Consider the following 25706-nt stretch of genomic DNA (forward strand, 5'->3'; position numbering starts at 1 on the left):
TGCGAGGAAGCTGGCACGAGGTTTGGCGGTAGGAGCGGTACCCACATGCCTCCGTGGGTGTCGCTCTAACCTCCGTCCTGGCATCGTGACTCGTTTCCTACTCCTCGTCGCCCTCGTTCTCGGTGTCAGCGCGTGGCTCGTGTGGGAAGGGGGCGAGAGCGCGCCGCCTTCGAACGGGTTCGTCTTCCACCGCGTCGCGCATGCCGGCGGCGGCCTCGACGGGCAGACGTACACAAACTCGATGGAGGCGCTCGACCAGAGCGCGGCGCGCGGCTTCGTCTACATCGAACTCGATCTGCTGTTCACCACCGACGGCGAACTCGTCTGCCTGCACGACTGGGACGACTTCGGTGGGGAGGCGCTGTCGTACGACCAGTTCCGTACCGCCGTCGAGGCGCGCGGGACGTTCGACAACTGCGACCTGGAGCGGCTCCGCACATGGATGACGACGCACACGCAGGTTCACCTCGTCACCGACGTAAAAGGCGACAACCTCGACGCCCTGGCTCTGATTCGGGCGCGTATCCCGGAGGCCACTCGCCGCGTCATCCCGCAGGTCTATCACCCCGAGGCCTTCGCGGAGGCAAAGCGCCTGGGCTTCGAGCAGGTGATCTGGACGCTCTACCGCTACGACGGTAGCGTCGAGGACGTGATCGCCTGGACGGAACGGTTCGAGGGGCCGTTCGCCGTGACGATGCCCAAGGCGCGGGCGCGGACGAACCTACCGCAAGCGCTGGCCCAACGTGGTGTCCCGACCTACGTACACACCGTGAACGGGGCCGACGAAGCCGAGACCTATCGCACCGAGGCGGACATCACGGAGGTGTACACGGATTTTCTGCCGCCCCACTCGCCCGCCGAAGCACAGTCACCGTGAGGACACCCCGAGCTTGTCACGAAGCAGCCGAGCCTCGTCACTGACAGCCTGCCCGAGTGCGCCGCCGACGAGGGTGAAGGGCGAGCGCGGCCCAGCGAAGGCATCGGCGATGGCGTGGAGTGTGCCGAGCGACGGCGCGGCCTCCTGGGTGATCGCCGTGATCGCGTCCCAGTGATCGGGGACGAACTTTGCCTTGAAGGCTTCGAGCCCCTCGAAGTTGTAGAACCGCCGTCCGTGCGCGCGCACCCATCCCAGAAGCCCCTGAAGCCAGAGCGGGTTGTCGAGGTGCGGCACGCCGGGGGCCGTCTCGATGGCGCGCTGCGAGAGCGGGGAGAGGCCGAGCGTGACGTAGGGCGAACTCGCCTCGGCTGCAGCGTGCATCGCGGCGTCGAGGAGGAGCGTGGCGGTTCCGTTGGGCGCGGCGCGGCCCTGAATGATCTGCTCCACGAGCCACCCGTCCCGCGCCGGGATCGGCGAGAGGATGAGGTAGCCAACGGGCTCTGCTTTACTCCGGTCGTCTGCCTTACCGCCGTCGCACGCCTGCTCGGCCACAAACACGCGGCGGTCGATCAGGCGCCCGCGCGTCTGCGGCTCGACGAGGAAGTGCATCGCGGGCATCCGCTTCGAGGCGAGCCACTCGGCGAGAAGCCGCTCCAACGCCGGGTGCGACTCGGCGCGCTCGCTTGGCCACGCTCCCACCGTCACGCCCTTGTTGCGCGCCCGGTTGCGCTGCGCCCGCAGCGACGACTTTGACGCGAGGATATCGTCCCACCGTGCGGGGTCCCAGACGGGCTGTGCGCCGAGCGTCATCTGGCTGTAGTCGGGACGCCCGGCGAGGACGGTGCGCAGGCGCTCGTCCGCGCCGAAGTAGCACACCCGAGCCCGCTGCGCTTGGGCCGCTGCCGCAAACCGATGCGCGGCTTCAGCGACATAGTCTTCGGTGCAGACGGGCTCGCCCGCTACCACCCACATCGCGCGCCCGCTCAGCCGCCGCGTCTCGACGTAGCCGACCACGGCGCGGTCTCCCGGCGCGAACCAATAGGACAGCCCTGGATTGAGTAACTGGTAGGCTGTCGCGTTCCAGCCGTGGGTCATCACCAGCCGCCGGACGCGGTCGAGGGGTGGGGTGAGGCGGTGCGGCACAGGCAGGGTGGGAGGTGAGCAAGGGCAGGCATACGGACGCTGGGCCTCCTCGTTCGGAGATGGCCTCGCGTGCATAGTAGCTTGAAGCATCCGTTCCCGCGATCGATGCAGCCAACCGGAAAGCGTTGTCGCTGAGAACACGTCTCTTCAGGCTCGGTTTTTCTCGTCATGAACACGCACTTCGCCATCGCTCTGCACGCGCTTGCGTTGCTCCACCACGAGAACGCCTCGCCGCTCTCCGCCGTGTTCATCGCTGCGAGCGTCGGGACCAACCCCGTCTTCATGCGACGCGTCCTGCGTGACCTCCAGCGGGCGGACCTCATCGAGATCAAGCGGGGCGTCGACGGTGGAGCATCGCTTGCCCGCCCTGCAGACCGGATCACCCTGGCTGAGGTTTACCTAGCGGTGTTCGGCAGGGGCCGCCTCCTCGCGATCCACGAGGCGCCGAGTCCTAGGTGCCAGGTAGGACAGGGCGTAGCGACAGCGTTCACGGACGTCGCCCAAAACGCGGAGGACGCGCTTCTGGCACACCTCCGCGACGAGACCATCGCGGACTTTCATGCGCGCACGCAGTGCACGGAGCCCGCACAGGAAAAATAATAGGAACCATGTCGATTCTCTTTAAGTAGGGGACCGACCGCGCGCTCAAGGTGAGAAGGCGTGGTTATAAACAGAACCAATTTGGTTGTAATTATGGGTCATTTACGCCTATTCCTCCTGCTGGCTTCCATCGGTGTCGCGGCACCGGGCACGCCCGCGGCAGCGCAGCCTGCTCCCGATTCCTCCATCCAACCTGTCACCCCGATGTTCTCTGATCCGCTTGCCACGGCTCCAACCACGTCCGACCGCGAGCGCCAGGTGCTGGCTCTCCTGAAAAGCCTGGAGACCGGCGATCCTGCCCCCGTTGCGCTCGTCAACCCCGACAACTACACCCAGCACAACCTCGCCATCGGGGACGGCATCGAGGGTCTGGCCGCCGCGCTTGAACTCCTCGACGGGACCGCCCGCGTCCGCTCGGTGCGTGTCTTCGAGGACGGTGATTACGTCTTCGTACACACGGACTACGACTTCTTCGGGCCGAAGGTCGGCTTTGACATCTTCCGCTTCGAGGACGGCCGTGTCGTGGAGCACTGGGACAACCTGCAGGAGACGGCAGGCCCCAACCCGAGCGGCCACACGATGCTGGACGGCCCCACCACGCCCACCGATTTGGAGAAGACGGACGAGAACAAGACGCTCGTCCGCACCTTCTTCGAGGACGTGCTCGTCGGCCAGCGCTTTGACCGCCTCCCCGACTACTTTGACGGCGATCGCTACATCCAGCACAACCCTGCTATCGCAGACGGGCTGTCGGGCCTGGGCGCCGCGCTGCAGTCGTGGCAGGAGGAGGGCTTCGAGTTCGCCTACGACACGGTGCACGCTGTCTTTGGCGAGGGCAATTTCGTGCTGGTGGTGAGCGAAGGACGCTTCGGGGGCGACCCTGTCGCGTTCTACGACTTGCTCCGGGTCGAGAACGGGAAGATTGCCGAGCACTGGGACACGATCGAGACGATCCCGCCGCGAGAGGCCTGGCAGAACGACAACGGTAAGTTTGGCTTCTAGGCGCTGGGCTCCCGAGCGCCGGTGCTTCGCCGCGAGGCATGAGCAGCCCCCGGGCTCCGGTCCGGGGGAGGCCCGCACCGGAGCTCGCCACGACGATGAGTGCAGCGGCGCTGGCCTGGACTCCACGGAAACCAGGGAAACGTAGCGGAGTGCCTTGCGTACCTGCGCTAAACTCGAGGGCAGTCCGTGTCCCCATTCTGTGCGACCCGTGTCCCCATTCTGTGCGACGTCTGGCACGGTTTCGGCTCCCCTCGCTCTGCTTGGCCCCCCTTTATCCAGCGCCCCGCTCATCGTGACTGCCCCAATGGCTGCCTCCGACGCTCGTTCCAACGACCAGCCCCGCGTGACGCTCGCGGAGCTTCGCGCGCTCCTCGACGAGCGCATCCTCATGCTCGACGGCGCGATGGGCACCATGATCCAGCGCCACAAATTCGAGGAGGAGGACTACCGCGGCGACCGCTTCGCCGACTGGCCGCACAACGTCAAGGGCAACAACGACCTCCTGTCGCTCACGCAGCCGGACGTCATCCGCGACATCCACAAGCTGTATCTGGAGGCAGGCGCGGACCTCATCGAGACGAACACCTTCAACAGCACGTCGATCTCGCAGGCCGACTACCACATGGAGGCGCTCGTCTATGAGCTCAACCTCGCGAGCGCGCAGCTCGCGCGGCAGGCTGCGGACGCGTTCAGCACGCCTGAGAGGCCGCGCCTCGTGGCCGGGGCCGTCGGGCCGCTCAACCGGACGCTCTCCATCTCGCCGGACGTGAACGACCCCGGCTTCCGCGCAGTCACCTTCGAGGAAGTGCGCGACAGCTATATGGAGCAGCTCGACGGCCTGCTCGACGGCGGCGTGGACCTGCTGCTCGTCGAGACGATCTTCGACACGCTCAATGCCAAGGCGGCCATCGCCGCGATCGCGCAGACGTTCCATGAGCGGGGCTACGAGATTCCGGTGATGCTCTCGGGCACCATCGTGGACATGAGCGGGCGCACGCTCACGGGGCAGACCGTCGAGGCGTTCTGGATCTCGATCAGCCACTGCCCGGCGCTGCTCTCCGTCGGCCTCAACTGCGCGCTCGGCTCGGCGCAGATGCGCCCGTTCATCGAGGAGCTGAGCAGCGTCGCCGACATCCCCGTCAGCCTCTACGCCAACGCCGGGCTGCCGAACGAGATGGGCGGCTACGACGAGACGCCGGAATACATGGCCGAGGTCGCCGCCGAGTACGCCGACGCGGGCTTCCTGAACATCCTCGGCGGCTGTTGCGGCACCACGCCGCCGCACATCGCCGCAATGGGCGAGGCTGTCGCTAGCAAGCCGCCGCGCGTCCCGCCGACGCTCCCGCCGTACACCCGCCTCGCGGGCCTCGAACCGCTCGTCCTCCGCGAGGAAACGAACTTCGTCAACGTCGGCGAGCGCACCAACGTCACGGGCTCCCGCCGCTTCGCGCGCCTCATCAAGGAGGGCGACTACGAGACCGCGCTCTCGGTCGCGCGCCAGCAAGTCGAGAACGGCGCGCAGATGATCGACGTGAACATGGACGAGGGCATGCTCGACTCCGTGGACGCGATGCGCACGTTCCTCAACCTCGCGATGGCCGAGCCCGACATCAGCCGCGTGCCCGTCGTCGTCGACTCCTCGAAGTGGGAAGTCATCGAGGCGGGTCTGCAGTGCGTCCAGGGGAAGTGCGTCGTCAACTCGATCTCGATGAAAGAGGGCGAGGAGGAGTTTCTCCGCCACGCGCGCCTCGCTCGGCAGTATGGCGCCGCCGTGATCGTGATGGCTTTCGACGAGGAGGGCCAGGCCGACACCTACGAGCGCCGCATCGAGATCTGCGAGCGCGCCTACCGGCTCCTCGTGGACGAGGTCGGCTTCCCGCCGCAGGACATCATCTTCGACCCCAACGTCTTCGCCGTCGCGACGGGCATCGAGGGGCACAACCGCTACGGCATCGACTTCATCGACGCCACGCGCTGGATCAAGGACAACCTCCCCGAGGCGAAAATCTCGGGCGGCGTTTCGAACCTCTCGTTCTCGTTCCGCGGCAACAACGCCGTCCGCGAGGCAATGCACGCGGCGTTCCTCTACGAAGCCATCCGCGCCGGGATGGACATGGGCATCGTCAACGCGGGCCAGCTGGAGGTCTACGAGGAGGTCGAGCCCGAACTGCTCGCGCGCATCGAGGACGTGCTCTTCGACCGCCGTGAGGACGCCACCGAGCGGCTGGTTGACTTTGCCGAGACGGTCAAGTCGGAGGGCAAGGTCAACGTTAAGGACGAGAAGTGGCGCGACGCGCCGGTTTCGAAGCGCCTCGAACACGCGCTCGTGAAGGGCCTCGTGGAGTATATCGACGAAGACGTCGAAGAGGCCCGCCAGGCCGCGAGCCGCCCGCTCGACGTGATCGAGGGGCCGCTTATGGACGGCATGAACGTCGTCGGCGACCTCTTCGGGCAGGGCAAGATGTTCCTCCCGCAGGTGGTCAAGTCGGCGCGCGTGATGAAGAAGGCCGTCGCCCACCTCACGCCCTACATCGAGGCGGAGAAGGAGAAGAGCGGCACCAGCAGCGCCCGTGCGAAAGTCCTCATGGCGACTGTCAAGGGCGACGTCCACGACATCGGCAAGAACATCGTCGGGGTCGTCCTCGGCTGCAACAACTTCGAGGTGATCGATCTCGGCGTGATGGTCCCCGCACAGAAGATCCTCGACGCCGCGAAGGAGCACGACGTGGACGTGATCGGCCTCTCGGGCCTCATCACGCCGTCGCTCGACGAGATGGTCTATGTCGCCAAGGAGATGGAGCGCCAGGGCTTCGACAAACCGCTGCTCATCGGCGGCGCGACGACCTCGAAGGTGCACACGGCGGTCAAGATCGCGCCGCAGTACCACGGCCCCATCGTGCACGTGCTCGACGCGAGCCGCAGCGTGCCCGTCGTGAACCAACTCGTGACGCCGTCGCAGACCGACGCGTTCGTCGCCGACAACGCCGCCGAGTTGGAAGCCACGCGCCAGCAGCACGCGGCCCGCCAGCGCAAGACGACGCTGCTCTCGCTCGACCAGGCGCAGGCCAACCGCCAGGAGATCGACTGGGACGCCACCGAGATCGTCGCGCCCAACGAGCCTGGCGTCCACGTCGTCCGCGACATCGACCTCGCGGTCCTGCGCGACTATATCGACTGGACGCCGTTCTTCATCTCGTGGGAGATGAAGGGCAAGTACCCGCAGATCCTCGACGACAAGGTGCGCGGCGAGGCGGCGCGCAAGCTCTTCGCCGACGCGAACGAATTGCTCGACCGCATCATCGGCGAAAAGCTGCTCACCGCCCACGGGGTCTTCGGCCTCTGGCCCGCGAACGCCGACGGCGACGACGTAGAGCTCTATGCCGACGAAGATCGCACCGATATCGTCGCGCGCTTCCATACGCTGCGTCAGCAGACGGCCAAGACGCCCGGCAAGCCCAACCGCGCCCTGTCGGACCTCGTGGCACCGATCACGTCAGGTCGAGGCGACTACCTCGGTGCGTTCGCTGTCACGGCGGGCATTGGCATGGAGAAGCTCGTCGCCGAGTTCGAGGCCGACCACGACGACTACAACGCGATCCTTGCCAAGGCGCTCGGCGACCGCCTCGCCGAAGCCTCCGCCGAGTGGCTGCACTTGCAGGTACGCCGCACGACGTGGGGCTACGCGCCCGACGAGGCGCTCGGCAACACCGCGCTCATCCGCGAGCAGTACGACGGCATCCGCCCCGCGCCCGGCTACCCCGCGCAGCCCGACCACACCGAGAAGGTCAAGCTGTTCGAGTTGCTCGACGCGTTTGGGAATGCCGACATGGGCCTGACCGAGCACCTTGCCATGACGCCCGCCGCGAGCGTGTGCGGGCTCTACTTCGCCCACCCCGACGCGGCCTACTTCAACCTCGGCGTGCTCGGTCCCGACCAGATCGCCGACTACGCCCGCCGCAAAGGCGTGCCTGTCGCCGAGGTGGAACGGTGGCTCGCGCCGAACCTCGCCTACGAACCAAGCGCTCCGGCGGTCTCGGGCGATGGTGTGGCTGAGGGGATCGCGGTCGTGCGCGAGGGGTAAGGAAGACCTCGGCCAATCACGGGTTAGACCTCCCGGAGTTGGGCGCGGGCCTGCTCGGAGCGGGGGTGGCCCGGGCCGAACTGTGTCTCGTGAAGCGAGACGCTTGCGCGCGCGACGGCAGCGGCCTCGTCGGTGAGCCCTGCCTGTATCAACCGACGGGTGTATCGGAAGTGGGCTTGCGCGCTGTAGATGTTGTCGCTGCGCCCGAAGAACCCATCATAGCGCCCGACGGCCTCCGTGAAACGCGCCTGCGTCTGCTCGAAGCCGTCGCGGTCTAGCGTGGCGAGGGCTTGCTCCAACAAGAACGAGGTGGCCCCGTGATGGTCTGCGCCGTGGATGGCTCGCATCAGCGGGAGGCCTTCGTCGATGACGGTGCGCGCCTCGACGAAGCGCTGGGCCCTGTTGAGGGCTTTAGCGTAGTGGAGCAACCAGAACGGCAGGCGAGGGTCCCGCGCGTTTACCGAAGTCCGTGCCTGCGCCACCGCGGTGCCGAGGTCATCGACGGCATCGGGCTGCCCCTGCTCGACCCTGTAGACGTGGCGCGCGACGGCACAGTCGAGCGTGTTGGGGTGGGTGGGGCCGAGGGCCTGCTCGTAGATCGAGGCGGCCCGCTGCACGGCCGCCTCCGCCTCGGCGTGCTTCATGTTGGTGCCCAGCGTCAGCGCAAGCAGGTAGCTGGACACGCCGACGTGCGGGTGGGTCGCCCCGTGCACCTCCTCGTTGAGGGTTACCACCTCGCGCAGCATACGCTCGGCGTCGAGGGGGCGCCCGTGGTCGCGGAGCAGCATGGCGTACTGCCCCAGCGAGATCGCGAGGTAGGCCGTGTGCCCCCGCTCGCGGAACGCAGCGGTCGACTGGAGGAAATGCGCCTCGGCCTCGCGCGCCTCCCCGCGTCGGTTGAGCGCGATCCCGAGTTCGTGGTGGAGGTCGGCCGTGTCAGGCGACCCGACCTCGCGTAGCGCTTCGAGCGACTGGCGGTTGAGCGCGATCGACTCCAACTCACGCTCCTCGCCGCCGAGGAGGACGAGGACGTTTGCCAGCCCGCGCGCCGTGTTCGCGTAGGCCAGCGGCGTGTCGCGGAGGCCCGGCAGCGCGAGGCGGAAGAGCGAGTCGGCCTCGTGCCACCGGCCGATGCCGGAGTAGGCGTTGCCCAGTACGGTGTGGATGCGCTCCTGCACGGTCGGCTGGTCCACGAGCGAGTCGGCCGCTGCCAGCACAGCTCCGTCGAGCAGGTCGCCCATGCGAAGCGTGTCGCGGCGGTTGGTCTGGAAGGGATTGGCCGACGAGAGCACGTAGTCCATGAACGTGAGGGCTTCCTCAGCGCGGGCTGCCTGCTCCGCGGCGCGGTTGCGCTCGGTCGTGAGTCGGGAAATGTAGACGCCCGTCAGCGCCACGACGGCGAGCACGAAGGCCGCCGTCATCGCCACGCCGACGCGGTGCCGGGCGACGTACTTCCGCAGCCGGTATGCCACCGAGGGCGGGCGCGCCTCGATGGGCTGGCCGGTGCGGTGGCGGCGGAGGTCGTCGGCGAGCGCCATCGCCGAGTCGTAGCGGTCGGCGGGGTCTTTGGCGAGCGCCTTGAGGCAGATCGCGTCGAGGTCACCGCGCAGCCGGGCAGGGTCGGTCGGCGGCACATGATCCGGGCTGCGCTGCCGCGCGCTCGGCGGAGGCGGCTCGGCCGTGAGGATGGCCTGTTCGAATTGCGCCTCGGTCGACCCATCGTACGGTAGCTTGCCCGTGAGAAGCTCGTAGAGAATCACCCCGAGCGCGTAGACATCGGAGGCCGTCGTCGTGGGCTGACCGCTGACCTGCTCCGGCGCGGCGTACGCCCGCGTCATCGGGCTGGGCCCGTAGAGCGTGAGCGGCTCAGCCTCGTCATGCTCCAGGAGCTTCGCGATACCGAAGTCGAGCAGCTTGACCGTGGGCTTCGCGCCGGACTGCCCCTGGGGCGCCTCGGTGACGAGGATGTTCGATGGCTTGAGGTCGCGGTGGACGATGAGGCGGCGGTGGGCATAGTGGACGGCCTCGCAGACCTGCTCGACGAGATCGAGGCGCGCCTCGACCGACAGCATCCGCGTCTCGGCGAAGCGCGTGATCCGCTCGCCCTCAACGTGGTCCATCGCAAAGTAGGGCCGCCCGGCGGCGTCGGTGCCCGCGTCGAGGAGGCGGGCGATGCCCGGGTGCTGGAGGGCCGCCAGGATGCGGCGCTCGGCCTCGAAGCGGCGCGCGACGCCGGGCACGTCGAGGCCAACGCGGATGCGTTTCAGGGCGACCTGGCGCTCGAAGAGGCCGTCGGCGCGTTCCACGAGGAAGACCTCGCCCATGCCGCCACGCCCGAGCAGCCGCAGCGGACGGTAGGGCCCGACGCGGTCCGGCAGCGCCTCCTCGCCATCAGGCTCGTCGCCGGAAACGCCGTCGTAAAAAGAGGGCATCACGACGGCGACGGCTGGAGCCTCCAGAAAGTCGTCCGCCTCCTCGGCGTGTGCGAGCAGGTCCTCAACTTCGGCGCGGAGCGCGTCGTCGTCCTCACACAGGTCATCGAGGAGCGCTGGCCGGTCGGCGGGCTCGGCATCGAGCGCTGCGCCGAGGATGGTCTGGAGGCGCTCCCAGCGGTGGGCGTTGGGGGGCATGGGCGATGCTAAGGTCGGTGGTGGGCGAACGCGGCTCAGGAGCCCTCGCGGCCCGAACATACAGCCAGGCGGCCGAGGATGCCGCGCGGGTAGCCCCCGCAATCATTGCGCCTCGAACGAGCTAGCGCCCCAAACCACACGGCAAACGCGCTGGTGGGGGTAGTCGCCCTGCAACCGCGCCCTCGCGCGCCACGCCCGGCCCCTTACGTCACAGCAGCAAGGCTACGTCGCGGAGCCTGGCAATTCGCCGAGCGCCCCGGACGTCACTCAGGAGCGATCAGCCTGAGGCTTCGGTTGTGTAGGGAGCGCGCTCCAGAGCGAGATGTCGCACCGAAGCGTCTCGACATCGGTCCCGTGCACATGGATGGTTAGTGACTTGTTGCCACGGTTCGAAGCCAGCAGGATGCGCGAGGACGCAGGTACCGGTTCGCCCATTTCTGAAGCCTACTGCTCCAGCGGCGCCGTTGCCATGAGCACGCGGAGGGCGTTGGCCTGGGCGGCGCTCGCCACAGCCGCGAACTGGCGGACCGTGGCCTCGGCATCGGCGCGGAGCACGAGGGCGTCGCGGTCGCCGCGCGCCTCAGCAAGAGCGGTGGCAAGGTCGTCTTCGAGCACCTCTTGGTCGCCGACGAAGAACAGGCCCTCCGCCGTGATCGCCACGCTGACATACTGCTGCTCCTCGGGCACGCCTGCGGCCGATTCGGGGAGGTTGACCCGGATGCCCTGCTGCGTCACGAATGAACTCGTGAGCAGGAAAAAGATCAGGAGCAGCAGCACGATGTCGGTCAGCCCGGCGAGGCTAAACACCGTGAGTGGCTTGCGTCCGGTCGAGAAGTCGAGGTTCATCGGTCCCGGCGGCTAGGAGGCGTACGGTGCGACAAACGGGGCGTCGCGCGGCGGCCCCGCCGGAGGGCGAGGCGTCGATGGCGTCTGCAGGAGATCGATGAAGTCTGTCGAGGCGCGCTCCAGGTCGTTAACCGTCCGGTTGATGCGGTTGACGAGGAAGTTGTACGCGAAGAGCGCCACCACGCCCACAGCTAGGCCGGCCGCGGTGGTGACGAGCGCTTCCCAGATGCCCTCGGCCAGCACGCTGGGGTTGACGCTGCCCTGGAGGTTTTGGATCTGCTGGAAGGCGCGGATCATGCCGATTACGGTCCCGAGGAAGCCGAGCATCGGCGCGATGGCGGCGGACGAGGCGATGAGGTCGAGGCGGCGCTCCAGCAGAAACGTTTCGTGCTTGCCCGCCGCCTGCACCGACTCCTTGATCTCGCTGATGGGCCGTCCGAGACGGTCGAGCCCCGCCCGGATGATGCGCGCCATCGGCGTGTCGAACTCGCGGCAGTAGCGCCGCGCACCCGCGACATCGCCCTCGCGGACGTACTCGCGGACGCTCTGCGTGAACGAGTCGGGGTCGGCGTCGGCCCGGCGCAGCGTGAGCACGCGCTCGACGAAGAGGTACACCGTCAGCACGGAAAGGAGCCCGATCGGGACCATCGTCCAGCCGCCTTTGACGAGCAGTTCGAGGAGCGACACCCGCTCGACCACCTCGATGGTTTGGGCGAGCGTGTCGGGAGCGCTGGGGTCGACCTGCCACGCGAGCAGGGAGGCCCACGCGAGCAGGAAGGCCCACGCGAGTAGGAAGGCAGGCGAGGTCATACGCGAGAGAGGCGGAGAGGGCCGGAGACTAGCGCCGGACCGTCGGCGAGTTGAGGTTGAGGACCCAGGAGGAGCGGGAGACGCCCGGCGGCAGCTGCGACCGCGCCTGCCGCGCCGACTCCAGCGTGGCAAACTGGCCGAGGCAGACGCGCTCGACGGAGGTGCCGTCTACCAGCCCGCGCACGATGCCCGAACGGTAGCCCTGGGCGCGGTATTGCGCGACCTGCTGCTGAGCGGTTGGTCCGGCGTTCACGTCGGTGGTTACGACCCACGTGTAGCCGCCTTGGCTCACCTCGATGCGGCTGGCACCGCGCAAGCCTGAGGCCACGGGCGCAGGAGCCGGGTCCTCCGAGGGCTCTGCGGAGGCGTCCGCAGGCGGCTCGTCCGCGGGGGCCGGGTCCGGCGTGTCGTCCGCACCAGCGAAGGGGTCGGAGGGCAAGTCCGCGTCATCCAGTAGGGTATCGTCTGGCGCGACTTTGCCTTGGGCGGCATCCGCAGTGGGATCAGCTTGCTCGCCGGTGATGGGATCTACGTCCGAGTCCGGCATCGCCGGGGCAGCGACGACGGCAGCGTCGGCGGGGCCGTTGAGTTGCTGCCACAGGTAGTAGCCCGCCACCGGCAGGGCTAGCAGCAGCAGCAGCAGCAGCAGCCAAGGCCAGGCTGAACGCTGCTCGCGCTCGTCGTCGGGCGGCATCGCGCCAACCGTGGCCGGGACGGGCTCGTTGTCGAAGAGGTCTGCCGTGAGCGGCATGGAGACCGGGTCGGCGTCTGGGATCCCGCCCTCGAAAGGTAGCGGAGCCAGGGGCGGAGCGTCGGCCTCGGAGGCGGGGTCGTCGAACGAGCCGAGCGGCAGGTCCGTCCACTGCTGGCCGTCCGGCTCTGCCGCCGCGGGTGTCTGCCATCCATCGACGCCCAGGTCGTCGGTCGAGGTACCCTCCGAGAAGGCCGTGGGCGCGTCGAAGGGTTCAGGCTCCACGACCTCGACGCCCGCCGCGCCTGCGGCCACCGACGCTGAATCTTCGGTATCGAGGCCTCCAGCGTCGATGTCCGAGGCCTCAATGTCCAGCGCTTCAACGTCCAGCGCCTCGACATCTAGTGCGTCGACATCTAGTGCGTCGACAGGGTCGGGATCCTCGAAGCGGTCTCCTTCGATGGCGTCCAGCGGCACGGTCGCTTCATCGGGGACCCACGGCGTGTCATCAAGGTCGCTCTGGGGCACGTCGTCGCCCGGTGCGTCGTTGGCCAGCAGTGCGTCGTCGGCTACCGGCGCGGCTGGAGTGGTGGAGTCGAAGGGGTCGGTCGTTTCCGGGGCGGGCGTTTCCGAGAGGGACGTCGCCTCGGTGGCGTCGGGCTTCTCCTCGTCGCCCTCGTCCGAGCCAAAGAGTGCCAGGCCCGCCAGGCCGAGTGCTCCGGCACCAGCGAGCGCTCCCGTTCTCAGGTCTGTCTCATCAGAGGCAGGTTCCTCGATCGGAGGCTCTTGCAGAGAAGCTGCCTCGTCCAACTCGGCGTTGTCGAAGGGGTCCTGGTGCAACGAGGCGTCGGCCATGGAGGCACCAGCATCGATGGAGGCACCAGCATCGACCGTGGACGGGGACTCGAAGGCCTCGTCGAAGTCCGACGGCAGATCTGGCTGGAGAGAGAAGAACGGCAACCCGGTATCGTCGGTCTCCGACTGGTCCAAGGCGATCGCCTCAGTGTTGGCTGCGGAGTCTAGAGACGCGAAGTCCCCCAGGCTTACGTCCTCAAGCCCGTCGGCTTCTATCCCCTCGTCGTTCTGTGCGGCGTCGTCTAGCGAACGGGCGTCCAGTACATCTGGCGCGTCGTCGTCAGCCATCGACGCGGCATCCAGAGTCTCGTCGGCGCCGGGGGGCGTGATACGTACCGGAGCGTCCCAGTCGCTTGCGTCCCACACGTCATCATAGAGGAGCGGGGCACCGTCGGTGGGGTCCGAGTCGTCGGTCGATGCGTCGGCGGAGGTCTGGCCGAACGAGGCGGTGTCTACATCGTGGAGGTCCGAGGTGTCGAGCATCTCCGAGAGCGGAAGCGAGGCCGCGCCGATGCTCTCGCTCGTGTCGTCTGCCGTGTCGCTGTCGTCCTCCGTGTCGCTGTCGTCTGCCGGGCCGTCTTCCACGTCGGCGGTGGCCTCAGCCCGTACGGGCTCGTCGAAGTCCGTGCTGAGGTCCAGGTCAGGGGCAAGGTTCAGGTCAGCGGGTAGGTCAGGGGCGGTGGTAAACTCGAAGCCTGGGGTGAGGTCGCCGAGCAGCGCCTCGTCGGGCGCGGTCTCGCTTGACGGGGTCGGCGGAACGATGTGCAGCGCATCCGGGGTCGCGAAGGGGAGAGGGAGGTCGGGCAGCGCCCCTGGCTCGGACTCAGGGGCCTCGTCTAGCGCTGGGTCGGTGGCCCACACGACAGGCTCGAGCGGCGCGCTCTCAGCGGACGGTATCGCGTTTTCGAAGGACGTGTCGTCTCCCAGCGCGGAGATGTTTGCCGCGTCGTCCTCGAATGCCGGGTCCTCGAACGCTTGGTTTTCTTGCGTCTCGTCGGCGTGCGTGGTATCGCCAGGGACTGCGTCCGACCCGGATTCCAGGTCGAGTGCGTCCAGCGTGTCGTCTCCGGATAGCATGTCCCAGTTTGCCCAGTCAGCAGCCGTGGCCTCCGGGGCGTCGGCGTCGCGGGCTTCGTCTCCAGCGTCGAACCCGAAGAACTCGGACGCCCGCGGACGTAGCGGGTCCTCGGCCTCCGACGGGTCCGTTGCCATGGGGAAGACCGAGGCCTCGTCGGCTGGCAGATCAGCCGGGGCTTCCGATAGGGCGTCGTCTGCGTCCAGAGCGGAGGCGCTGGCGGACGCAGGCGTGTCCTCCTGTAGTGCCTCGTCGGTGGGCACGGCGTCGGTGGGAGCGTCCGTGGGCAGTGCACCGAAGAGAGCGGGAGTGCTGCGGTCGAGCGGCGCGTCTAGTTCGAGCGGTTCGAGCGGCGGGAGGTCGTCGGCGCTCCAGACATCGTCGAAGAGGTCGTCGGGAGCGATCGAGCTTGCCTCCGGCAGGTCGTCCGGTGCGTTGTCGAGTGACAGCGAGAAGGGCTCGGACGGCAGCGCTGCGCTCAGCGGTCCAGCCTCGAAGGCCTCGGGCGGCGGCTCGTCGGGGAGCGATTCCTCCGGGAGGCGCACGTCCTCGGCAGGGGGGCGGTCCGCGGTGTCGCCGAGGTCCCGCAGCGGCGGCTCCGTCGGGAGATTGAGCCGGAGCGGGGCGCCAAGTTCAAGGGTCGGCAGGGCGGCCTCCGGCGGGGCGGAACTGCGTGGGACCAGCGGGGCGAGGCCCGCGTAGCGATGGTTGACCGTGTCGGCGAGGTCGGGCGCCGGCTCGAAAGCGAGCAGGTCGCCGTCGCGCCGGAAGGTGCCCAGGCCGGGCACAGAGACGCCGCCGTGCTCCTCGACGAGCCGGTGGATGCTTTCGATGAGCCGAGTCAGGACGGGGCGCGCCTCGGCTGACGAGATGCCGAGCGGTTCGGCAAAGCGAGCAAGGAAGTCAGGCGACATGGGTCGGGAGCGATGGGAGGGCGGCAACGCGCGGACGGCCGCGGCCTGGGCTAGGGCGGCAAACGACGTGCCTCAGGCAGCGGCGCTCACGTGCGCGGGCTCTGATCCGAACGGGTAGGGTCCGAACGGGTAGGGTCCGAACGGCTGGGGCTGTTGGCTGCCCCGTCGTATGGAGCCGGGAGGTCCGATTGAAGCGGGAGGTCCGAAGCGACGGTGCGCCGAGGCGGCGTCTCCGGGGCGAAGTGCACGACCTCGCGTGGGGGCAGCAGCCGTGGCGGAAGCACGGTGTCGTCAAAGCGGCTGGGCTCGTGCTCGCGTCTGAACGTGCCGAGCCCGGCAACATGCACGGTGTGGTCGTTCAAGAGGCCTACGCGGATCGTGTCGGCGAAGGCGCGGAGCACTGCGGCGTCGGTAGCAGGCATGGCAGCGTGCCTAGCAGGTTCCTGATGGCGGTTGAAGGCAAGATAGCATCATCCAGGAGGCGCCACGTGCCTGTTGGGAGGGGACGCGCTACCAGCGCGCGCGCAGTCCGCCTAGCAAGGCGAAGGGGGCTTCCGGATAGCCTGCCCAGCGCTCGGGCTCGCCCGTCAGCCCGCCAGCGCGGACGAGGACGTCGAAGCGCTCGGTGAGCTGAAACGCGGCGTCGGCATGGAGATCGACGAAGCTCGGAGCCTCCGTCCCGACCCGGTCGGCGGGCCGGGTGCCCTCGGCGCGTGCGCCCAGGCTCAGCCGCAGCCGCTCGTCGAGCAGCGCGGCCGTGACCGTGGCGTGGGCGACGACCGGGGCGTAGTAGGGCAGGTCGCTGTCGGCGTCGACCAACTGGCCGCTGCGGACTTCGAGGCCGACGGTCGCCTCAACCCGGTCTGGGTCGCCAAGGGCGACCTCGATGCCGCCGAAGTAGCGCCGGGTCTCCCCGTAGCCGACGGTAAACAGGCCGGTCGCGGCGTTGCGTTCGAAGAAGCGGGTGAAGTCGGCCCACTGCGCTCCGCCGTAGAGCGTGGCTCGCGCAGCGCCGATCTGGGCTTGAATCCCGCCCCGCGCGTTGATGGGCTGCACCTCGGGCATCACGATGGGGGCCGTCTCGGCGAAGGGGTTGGCCGCGAACACGGAAGCGAGGCCCTGGTCGATGACGCGGGGCTCGTTGTGGGCGAACAGGTGGACGGTGCTGCGGCGCGGGCGTACCTCGAAGCGGATGACGGGACCGCCCGTGACAAGGTCGCCGGCCGGGCCGTCGGCCACGAGCACGCGCCCTCCCACGTCGAGGGTGCTCGTGCGGGTCGCGCGCAGCTGGAACGCGCCGCCTGCGGCAAGTCCGCGCACGTCGGTACCGAACGCGGTGTTGGTCCCGGCGATGCTGGCGTGGCCGTCCAGGTCGAGGCGGCCGACGCTGGCTGCGAGCCCGGCGGTGAGTCGTCCCTCCGATGGGTCGTCGGTCGCCACGCCAGCAGGCGCGGCGAACGTGGCGAGGTCCGTAGATGCCGAGGCGATCTCGTAGCGGAGGTGGCCCTGGATCGGCAGGCTCGGGCTCTCGTAGGTGAGTGTAGCGTGCCCCCCGAGGGCCGTGCGGGTGGGCTGGTTGGGTAGCGGGGCGCCGGCCGCCGCAGCGGGCTGTCTGAACGCAGCGCCGTAGAGCTCGTGGTCGACAAAGTGCCCGCCTGCTTCGATCTGGAGCCCGGTGTAGGTTATGTACCCGAGGGCTGCCTCCGCGCGGTTGTAGATCCCGTTGGCGTCGGAGACGGCCCCGTCGAACGGTGCGTAGGTGCTCGACCCGTCGTAGTCCACATCGACAAAGAACGCGCCGGCTCGACCGTTCTGCTGGAGGTGCAGCCGCGCCGCCCGTCCTGCATAGACGCCAGCGAGGCCTTCCACGAGCCCTGTGAACGGATTCAGAAGGTCCACCTTGGGGATCGGCTGCGCCGCTAGGATCGGCGGCGCGATCTGCTCGACGGGGTAGCCATAGGCGTACTCGATGGGGCCGCGCTCGGCGGGCACCACGTAGGCGCGTGGCGGCGGCCCGAAGCCAGAGAGCGGCTGCCGCTGAATGCCCGAAAAGTCGACCTGCAGGTTCCCCTGGATCTCGAACTCGCGCGGCGTCAAATCAGGGAGGGCCTCGGTCTGGGCGAGCGCCGTGCTCGGCGCTGCGAAGAGCGCAAGCAGCAGGGCGAAGGAAAACGGCAGACGCATGGACATACGGGAACGGGAAAGGAAGACCGAGAGCAGCGGGGGTTACTGCCCCGTTTGCTCGGAGCGGGCAGCGGCGGCGTAGGGCGTGCCTTCGAAGTCGGCGACCACGCGGCGATAGCGCGACTCGGCCTGCTCGTCGAGGCCGAGCTCTCGGTAGGCGCGGGCGGTCGTCAGCAGCCCCTCGGCGACGAGCATGGGGAAGGCCGCGAAGCGCTGGTCGACGCCGTTCAGGACCGAGAGCGCGCGGTTGTGTTCGCCGAGGGTGTGGTAGAGCACGCCGAGGCGGACGGTGGCTTCGGCGCGCACCGCGGCGTCGCGGGCGTCGAGAATCCGCCCGTAGGTTTGAACGGCGGTCTCGCTCTGGTCGTCGTCTTCATAGATCTTCGCGATCCCGAGCAGCGCGCGTTCGCTCGCCAGCCCGCCCGCGTCGGCCACGATCTGGTAGAGCTCGGCGGCATCGCTGCTGCGGCCCAGGCCTGCCAGCGAGGCGGCCTGCCCGAGCCGCGCCTCTAGCACCGCCTGCGTGTCGGGCGCGTCCATCTCAAGTCCCTCAAACGTGTCGCGCGCCTCCGCATAGCGGCCCGCATTGAGGTAGAGTCCGCCCAACTCCGAGGCGGCTGCGAAGCGATCGCTGGCGGTGTCGACCCCTTCTGGAAGGGCGTCGAGCAGGGCGGCGAGTTGAGCGATGGCGTCGTCCACGCGTCCCTCGTTGGCGTAGGCCCGAGCGAGTGTAAGCCCGATCTCGGCGCGCTGCCGGTTCGTGACGCCGCCGCGCTCGAGCTGCGTCTCCAGCGACGTGATGCCGCCTTCCGTATCGCCGCTCTGAAGGCGGAACTCGGCCTGCCGGTAGCGCAGGGCCTCGGCGTCGAGGTCGGGGTAGAGCGCCACGAAGTCGCTCACGAGGCTGTCGGCCTCCACGAGGCGACCCTCGGCAAGGAGCACGAACTGGATGCCGGTGAGCGCGTCGGCCACGAAGGGACTGTCGGGGTAGCGCCGGAGGACCACGCGGTAGCTGTCCTCGGCATCGGGCAGCCGGTCCGTGTTGTAGTAGGCGTCGCCGATGGTGTAGAGTGCCTTGGCTGCGAGTGGGTGGTTGGGGAGGTCGTCCGCGAGCACCTGGAAGGCGTCGATGGCAGCGTCGTACTGCTCGCTCTGGAAGAGCACCTGCGCCCGTGCGAAGCGCGCCTCGGGCTTGAGAGCCGACTGGGGAAATTCGGCGAGGAGCCGGTCGTAGACAGAGAGCGCCATGGCAAGGTCGCCCTGGGCCGAGCGGGCCTGCGCGGTCTGGAACAGGGCATAGTCCTCCCCGCGCCCGCGCACGCGGCTGTAGTTGGCGATGGCGAACTCGTAGCGCCCGAGGGCGAAGTAGCTGTCGCCGAGCCGGAGGCGGGCGTCGGCGGCGTAGGGCACGGCCTCGCGTGTGAGGTTGACCTCGTAGGCGGCGAGGAACGTCTCGAAGGCATCGGCGGCCTGCGTGAAGTTGCCCTGCTTGAAGTAGGTCCAGCCGAGGACGTAGCGCCCCGCGTCGGCGAGGCGGTGGAGCGGGAAGCGCTGGAGGTAGAGCTGGGCGTTGCGCTCGGCGAGGGCGAAGGCACGGGGGTGGCCCGCCTGCCCGTGGCGGAAGGCGGCGTCCGCGGCCCAGAAGAGCGCCTCGGCAGCCCGGGGGCCTCGCGGCGACGCCGTGTAGACCTCGTAGAGTACGTCGGCCGCCGCGTCGAAATCGCCCGCGGTGTAGAGCGCGTAGGCGTCCTGGAAGTCGACCTCCGCGGCCAACTCTTCCGAGGGCGTGCCGAGCACCTCGGCGAGGTCGGCGTACTCGCGGGCGCGGTCGAACTGCCCGAGCGCGGCAAACGCCTCGCCGAGCATGCGTGAGGCTTCCCCGCGATGCGGCGACGCGGGGTAGGCGTCGAGGAGTTCGAGGAGAGCGCGGAGGGCGGGGTCGTAGCGGCGACGCTCGTAGCGCAGGATGCCCAGTTCGAGGAGGGCCGCATCGGCGTAGGGGCCGGTGGGGCGCCGCTGGTGCGCCTGAGCCAGCCGCTCCTCGGCCACGGCGAGGTTGCCCAGGCGGCGCTCCGTCAGGCCTGCGTAGTAGTCGGCCTCGTGCGCCACATCGTCGTAGATGCCAGCCGGGAGCGTGCTGACGAGGCCAGAGAAGTATTCCAGGGCCGCCTCGAACCGCTCAGTGCGGTAGGCGACGCGCCCCAGCGCGAGGCGGGCGCGGCGGCCGAACTGGCTCTCGTAGGTGACCTGCGCGTAGGCGGTCGTAGCCGCGTCGAGGTGCTCGTTGGCCGCCTCTGCAAGGGCCGCCTGCTCGCTCTGGAGATCGGCGTCGGGGATGGCGGCCTCGCTGGCGTCGGCGAGGCGGACGTGCATCTCGCCGAGGAGGAAATACCCTTCGTTTAGCGCGGCGCCTGAGAGTGTGGGGACCCGCCGGTTTAGCTCGGTGACAGCCTCCTGGCGCTGCTTCGTGCGCGCGAGGGCGTTGGCGAGGGCAAGGCCCACGAGCGCATTCTCTGGGGCCTCCGCATAGTCTTCGGCGAGCATGCCCAGTGCGTCTGCGGCGCGAGCGTGCTGGCCCAGGTCCGACGCTACCCGGCCAGCATCGAAGAGCGCGCGCGGCGCGTAGATCGTCTCGGGATACTGCGAAGCCGTCCGCGTGAAGTAACCGAGGGCCGTCGTGCTGCGGCCGAGTTCGAGTTGGGTGCGCCCGAGGAGGTAGCGCACCCGCGCCGCGCCCTCAGCGTCGAGGCTGTCGCGCAGGGCGTCGGTGAGGTAGCCCTCCGCCTGCCCGAAGTCGCTAGCGCCGAAGTAATACTCGCCCAGGGCGAGGCGGACCTGGCCGGAGAGCGGGTAGTTCGGGTACTGCTCGCGGAACGCGTCGAACTGCCGCTCGGCACGGCCGATGTCGCCGGCGCCGAGCGACGAGAGGCCGCCGAAGTAGAGGCCGTCTGCGTGGCGGGGGTGCGTCGGGTTGGCCTCGGTGAAGGCGCGAAAGGCGCGAGCTGCCTGACCGTAGAGGCGCTGGTCGTAGAGCGCGTGTGCCTCGGCGTAGGTCGCGTCCGGGGTCGAGGGCGGCGCGGGCTGCGCGAAGGCCGGGGGCAACGCGAGGAGCACCGATAGGAGCGCCCCGAGGGCGGTGCGGAGCAGGGGAAGCTGCGGGGAGAGCATGGGCAGGCGAGGCGGCGGTCGGGCGGGGCACGGCGGTGGGCGGGCAGGGGGCGCCGAGGCTGTGACCTCAAAAACAGGGCCGTTGCGGCCCGCAGGAAAAATACCGAGAAGGTTTTCGGCGCTTCGGGCGGACAGTTCGGCAAAGACCTTGTGGAGGTTGCACTCCGTGCCAAGGCCCGCCGCGCCCATCGAAACAACGCGGGGGGCGGCGCACGTTGTATACGCTCACCCTCGGCCCAGCCTCTCGTTCGTCCGTTGGAGTCTCCGCTGGCCCATGCCGCTCCCGGAGAGCCCGTCCTACTGCCGGTGCGGGCACGACTACGTTCACGTCGTCGCGAGCGCACGTCCCCTTCCTGTCCATTATCGCATCCAGCTTGTCTGCTATGAGCACCGACGCCCCCAACACCGACGCCAGCGCCGACACCGGTCATGACGCTGCCGCGTCCGCAGCCACGACGCCTGCAGCCACGACGCACGCAGCGGCTACACCGAAGCCCACCCCGCCGCCGAGCCCGAGCATCCCGCCGCCGTCGCCCTCGTTCACGGTGCCGACCTACTCGCTGCCCGAGCCTGCCACGCAGGACTGGCTCACGCGCACGCGCACCTGGATCGAAGACCACCCGGCGTTGGCCGTCACCGCCGCCGTCGGCGTGGGCCTGACGCTCGGCCGCGTGCTCTCGGGCGCCTTCAAGGCGCCGCCGCCGCCCTCGCTCACCGAGCGCGTCGAGGTGCGGGCCCGCGAGCTCGGCGACGAGATCGCCAAGCGCGGCACGACCGCCGCCGAGAAAGGCCGCGTGATGGCTGCCAAGGGCAGTGCCGCTGCCAGCGACGCCGGCGACGTGCTGCGCGAGCGCCTTCAGGACGCAGGCGAGAAGTTTGGCGACGTGGCCGAGGTGGCCGCCGAGCGCGCCGAGGAGGGCTACGAGAAGGCCAAAGACTTCGCCGACGTGGTCGCGGACGCCGTCAAGGCTGCCGTGCTGGGCGTCGTCGCGAAGAAGGCCGACGACTGGTTCGACAAGCTCAAGAAGTAGCAGGCCTTCGATTTGCTTCTGGCTTCCGGTCCGCCTCTGCAGTCCGGTAGAGCATCCTTCGCCTAGGCAGGCGGCAGCGTCCCAGCGTTGCCGCCTTTTTTGTTGGGGCGCCGAGCCCGAGAGGGTCGCCGAATACGGGCAACGGGGCTCTCTGCCCAAAAATCACGTTGCCGGGTCTGCCATCCGGCTATTTTGGCGCTGTTTTGGGGTTCCGCGCCCCCGGTCCGGGACCGACCTGCGACCTACCACCCTCGACCTACGACACCATGAGCATCGTCGCCGTCGGCACCGTCGCCTTCGACGCCATCGAGACGCCCTTCGCCCAGACCGACCGCATCCTCGGCGGCTCGGCGACCTACCTCACGCTCGCCGCCCGCTTCCTCGCCGACGAGGTCGGCCTCGTGGCCGTCGTCGGGGGTGACTTCCCGGAGGCGTACATCATCGAACTCCAGGAGCGCGGCATCGGCACGGAGGGCCTCGTCATCGAGCCGGACGGCAAGACGTTCTTCTGGGCCGGGCGCTACCACTACGACCTCAACAACCGCGACACGCTCGACACGCAACTCAACGTCCTTGCGACGTTCGACCCCGTCGTGCCGGAGGCCTACCAGAGCCGCCGCATCGTCTGCCTCGGCAACCTCGACCCGACTGTCCAGCAGAAGGTCATGGACCAGGTGCCGGACGCCGATCTCGTGATCGCGGACACGATGAACTTCTGGATCGAGAGCACGCCCGACGCGCTCGCGGAGACGCTCCGCCGCGTAGACGTGCTCGTGATCAACGACGCCGAGGTGCGCCAGCTTGCGGGCGAGTCGAACCTGATCAAGGCCGCGCGCCAGGTGCAGGCTCTCGGGCCGCAGACGCTCGTGGTGAAGAAGGGCGAGCACGGCGCGCTCCTCTTCGCGGGCGACGAGGTCTTCGCCGCCCCGGCGTACCCGCTCGAAGACGTCTACGACCCCACGGGTGCGGGCGACGCGTTCCTCGGTGGCTTCGCGGGCTACCTCGCCGGCCAAGCGACCATCGACACGACCACCATGAAGCAGGCCATCGTGATGGGCAGCGTGGTGGCGTCGTTCTGCGTGGAGGCGCTCGGCCCCGAGCGGCTGATGGTGCTCACCCGCGACGAGATCGACGCCCGCGTGGCCGACTTCCACCGTCTCTGCGCCATCCCCGAAGGCATCCTGGTGGGATAGCCTCGTCGGCGGGCCGTTCGGGTCAGCGCGGATCCCCTGAGCGTATCGGACGTGCCACAGGGCCCCTGGCACCGCGCACTCGTCCGACGCTCGCATGGCCTCGACTGCTACGCTCTCTGACCCGCTCATTTCGGTACCGTTGCCCGGTACAGCCCCCCAGGCCGCCCCCGGCCTCGGGGACGACTTCCCGTTCCGACGGGTGCTCAGCCTCGACGGGCTGCTCGACTACTGGCGTTCCCGCTCGGGCGAGGCCGCTGGCTTCGAAGCCGAGCAGGCCCGTGCGCTGGTGGAGGCCGTGGAGGCGACTCCGGCGCTGCTAGGCGACATTGAGGACCCGGCGGTGCTGCGGGAGCACGGCGACCTCGTGCAGGCGCTCATGAGCACGCTCATCCCGTCGGGCTGGCTCGACGACCGCCTCGCGTTCGCGATCCCGCCCTTCGCCCTTGCTCCATTCTTCGAGACGCCTACGGCGCGGCGGCTCGGGTTGGTAGACGCCCTGCTGGCCTTCCTCAGTGAGCCGGGCATGGCGAGCAAGCACGTCTTCAAGGCCTACGACTACATCCTCGCCGAGGCGTATGGGGCTGACGCCCAGATGGTGCCGTTCGCGGTCACGCTGGTCGACCCCGACGACCCGACCGGCCTGCCGCGCCACTTTCAACTCCGTTTCGACACGCGCTTCTGCGAGGTGGTGAAGGCGGAGGCCGCCCCGGCCGCGTTGACCGATGAAGTCCTGCGTCCGCTGCTCGCCGACCGCACCGACCTCGACCGCTGGACTGAGACACTGCCGCCCGAGCACTACACGCTGCGCGGCTTCGCGGTGATGGAGGCGGCCGAGGTCACGATGACCGAGGAACTCTCGGCACTCCGCCGCGACCTCGTGGAAGCCGACGCGATGGCGGGCCCCGGCGCCATCGAGCACCTGGAGCAGCGCCTGCGCACCGTTTTCCGGCAGCCCGACCTCGACCTGGGCGTACTCCGCCTTGCACGGCCCAACACCAATGGCATCCGCCACGGCGAGCCCGTCGGGCGGAGCCTGCTGCTCGGCGATGCCTGCGGGATCTGCGCGCAGGACGCCACGCACGTCGAAGCCTGGGGCTCGTCCTTCTACAGCGAGGCACGCACGGCCCCGGTCATCATTGACGACCTGCAGCAGCAGACGTGCTCGGTGATTGGCCAGACGCTCGCCGAGGTGGGCTACCGCACTCTCGTGGTGGCTCCGCTGCGGGTGGGCGACGAGTTTGTGGGCTTCCTGGAACTCGGCTCCGCGAGGCCCAGCGTGCTCTCAGCGCTCAACGTCCGCGAGATCGAGGAGATCGCCACGCTCTTCGCGAGCGCGCTCAAGCGCAACGGCGACGCCGAGGCAAACCGGCTCCAGGCACTCATCAAGCAGCAGTACACCGCCATCCACCCCTCGGTCGAGTGGCGCTTCCTGCAGGCGGCGCGTTCCATGCTGAAGCAGCAGGCGGCAGGCGAGCAGCCGCGCCTCGCCTCCATCGCGTTCGACAACGTCCACGCGCTCTACGGGCAGTCCGACATCCGCGGCTCGTCGGAGGCGCGCGTCGAGGCGATCCGCACCGACAGCCGCGAACAGCTGACGCTCGCCCGTGCCGTGCTCCGCGCCGCGCAGGCTGGCCATCCTACTCCAGCCTTCGACCTCCTGGCCTATCGCATCGAGCAGGCCCTTGACGCGCTCGACCGCGAACGGCCCAACGTGGGCGACGAGTCGAACGCAGTGACGTTCCTCCACGCCGAGGTGGAGCCGCACCTCGACGTGCTGGCTGCCCGCAACGACGCGGCGGCGCAGGCCGTGGCGGCCTACCGCGCCGCGCTCGACCCGAAGGTGGGTGTCCTCTACCGCGAGCGCAAGCGCTACGAGGACTCGGTCACGCTCATCAACGACACCGTCGCCGACGTGCTCGACCGGCAGCAGACGTGGGCGCAGCGCCTCGTCCCGCACTTCTTCGAGAAGTACAAGACCGACGGCGTCGACTACACGATGTATGCGGGCACCTCGCTCCTCGAAGACGGCACGTTCACGCCGCTCGACCTCCAGAACCTGCGCCTCTGGCAGCTCATGACGACGTGCAGCGTCGGCTGGGCGCTCGACGCCGTGCTGGCGCAGATGCCGCTCGCGCTCCGCGTGGCGCACCTCATCCTCGCGCAGCACAACCCGCTCGCCATCCGCTTCCGCCCCGACGAGAAGCAGTTCGACATCGACGGGGCCTACAACGTCCGCTACGCCATCGTCAAGAAGCGGATCGACAAGGCGACCGTGGCGGGCACGGGCGAGCGGCTCACGCAGCCCGGCCAGATCGCCGTCGTGTACTCGAATCGCGCCGAGCGGGAGGAGTACCTGCAGTACCTCGGCTACCTCCGCCACCTCGGCTACATCGAGCAGGAGATCGAAGACCTCGAACTGGCCGACATGCAGGGCGTGCGCGGCCTCCACGCGCTGCGTGTCGCCATCGCCGCCGCGCCGCCCGCCCACTCCGGCGATGCTCTCCCCGACGACCCCGCTGCCCTCGTACAGGCTGTGGCGGATGCGTTTCAGGTGCCTACTATCGGAGCGACGGAAGCGGGGTAGCCTTGCCCAGTCGAAACTAGGA

General features: G+C 69.0%; 15 protein-coding genes. 7 read left to right on the forward strand and 8 right to left on the reverse strand.

Going from position 1 to position 25706, the window contains the following annotated elements:
- The first annotated feature begins 85 nt into the window (after positions 1-85).
- Positions 86-877 (forward strand): glycerophosphodiester phosphodiesterase family protein, encoded by a 792-nt coding sequence (locus AAFU51_12075; protein ID MEO1571996.1) that lies wholly within the window; start codon positions 86-88, stop codon positions 875-877.
- Here AAFU51_12075 and AAFU51_12080 read toward each other — a convergent pair.
- Positions 869-2020 carry a DUF2156 domain-containing protein gene (locus tag AAFU51_12080; GenBank protein ID MEO1571997.1) on the reverse strand — a complete coding sequence of 384 codons (1152 nt, stop codon included), beginning with the start codon at positions 2018-2020 and terminating at the stop codon, positions 869-871. The genes AAFU51_12075 and AAFU51_12080 overlap by 9 nt on opposite strands.
- 168 nt (positions 2021-2188) lie before the next feature.
- On the opposite strand from AAFU51_12080, the gene AAFU51_12085 reads away from it, so the two are divergent.
- From AAFU51_12085 to metH, 3 genes are all read left to right on the forward strand, one after another.
- Positions 2189-2620: an Rrf2 family transcriptional regulator gene (locus AAFU51_12085; GenBank protein MEO1571998.1), complete on the forward strand. Its 432-nt coding sequence runs from the start codon at positions 2189-2191 to the stop codon at positions 2618-2620.
- A gap of 204 nt (positions 2621-2824) precedes the next feature.
- The gene (locus tag AAFU51_12090) at positions 2825-3622 is read left to right on the forward strand and encodes a nuclear transport factor 2 family protein (GenBank protein MEO1571999.1); all 798 of its coding nucleotides are present in this window, start codon (positions 2825-2827) and stop codon (positions 3620-3622) included.
- 304 nt (positions 3623-3926) lie between these two features.
- Positions 3927-7703: a methionine synthase gene (gene metH / locus AAFU51_12095; GenBank protein ID MEO1572000.1), complete on the forward strand. Its 3777-nt coding sequence runs from the start codon at positions 3927-3929 to the stop codon at positions 7701-7703.
- Positions 7704-7726: 23 nt separating this feature from the next.
- On the opposite strand, the gene AAFU51_12100 is transcribed toward metH, so the two are convergent.
- From AAFU51_12100 to AAFU51_12130, 7 genes are all read right to left on the reverse strand, one after another.
- Positions 7727-10333, reverse strand: a complete 2607-nt coding sequence (locus AAFU51_12100; GenBank protein MEO1572001.1) for a serine/threonine-protein kinase — start codon at positions 10331-10333, stop codon at positions 7727-7729.
- Between the two features lie 444 nt (positions 10334-10777).
- On the reverse strand, positions 10778-11179 hold the full coding sequence (locus tag AAFU51_12105; GenBank protein MEO1572002.1) for a biopolymer transporter ExbD: 402 nt from the start codon (positions 11177-11179) through the stop codon (positions 10778-10780).
- A gap of 12 nt (positions 11180-11191) precedes the next feature.
- Entirely contained in the window at positions 11192-11989 is a 798-nt protein-coding gene (locus tag AAFU51_12110) for a MotA/TolQ/ExbB proton channel family protein (protein ID MEO1572003.1), read from the reverse strand.
- 28 nt (positions 11990-12017) lie between these two features.
- On the reverse strand, positions 12018-15524 hold the full coding sequence (locus tag AAFU51_12115) for an SPOR domain-containing protein (GenBank protein MEO1572004.1): 3507 nt from the start codon (positions 15522-15524) through the stop codon (positions 12018-12020).
- Positions 15525-15610: 86 nt separating this feature from the next.
- The gene (locus AAFU51_12120; protein ID MEO1572005.1) at positions 15611-15946 is read right to left on the reverse strand and encodes a hypothetical protein; all 336 of its coding nucleotides are present in this window, start codon (positions 15944-15946) and stop codon (positions 15611-15613) included.
- Positions 15947-16034: 88 nt separating this feature from the next.
- Complete coding sequence (locus tag AAFU51_12125; GenBank protein MEO1572006.1) at positions 16035-17708, reverse strand: hypothetical protein; 1674 nt, start codon at positions 17706-17708, stop codon at positions 16035-16037.
- A gap of 42 nt (positions 17709-17750) precedes the next feature.
- Entirely contained in the window at positions 17751-20876 is a 3126-nt protein-coding gene (locus AAFU51_12130) for a tetratricopeptide repeat protein (GenBank protein ID MEO1572007.1), read from the reverse strand.
- Between the two features lie 383 nt (positions 20877-21259).
- On the opposite strand from AAFU51_12130, the gene AAFU51_12135 reads away from it, so the two are divergent.
- The 3 genes from AAFU51_12135 (at position 21260) to AAFU51_12145 (ending at position 25684) form a co-directional block, all read left to right on the forward strand.
- Complete coding sequence (locus tag AAFU51_12135) at positions 21260-21907, forward strand: hypothetical protein (GenBank protein ID MEO1572008.1); 648 nt, start codon at positions 21260-21262, stop codon at positions 21905-21907.
- A 266-nt stretch (positions 21908-22173) separates the two neighbouring features.
- On the forward strand, positions 22174-23100 hold the full coding sequence (locus AAFU51_12140; protein MEO1572009.1) for a PfkB family carbohydrate kinase: 927 nt from the start codon (positions 22174-22176) through the stop codon (positions 23098-23100).
- A 94-nt stretch (positions 23101-23194) separates the two neighbouring features.
- Complete coding sequence (locus AAFU51_12145; protein ID MEO1572010.1) at positions 23195-25684, forward strand: GAF domain-containing protein; 2490 nt, start codon at positions 23195-23197, stop codon at positions 25682-25684.
- Positions 25685-25706 lie beyond the last annotated feature (22 nt).

This window comes from Bacteroidota bacterium (genome assembly GCA_039821555.1).
Taxonomy (GTDB): domain Bacteria; phylum Bacteroidota; class Rhodothermia; order Rhodothermales; family Rubricoccaceae; genus JBCBEX01.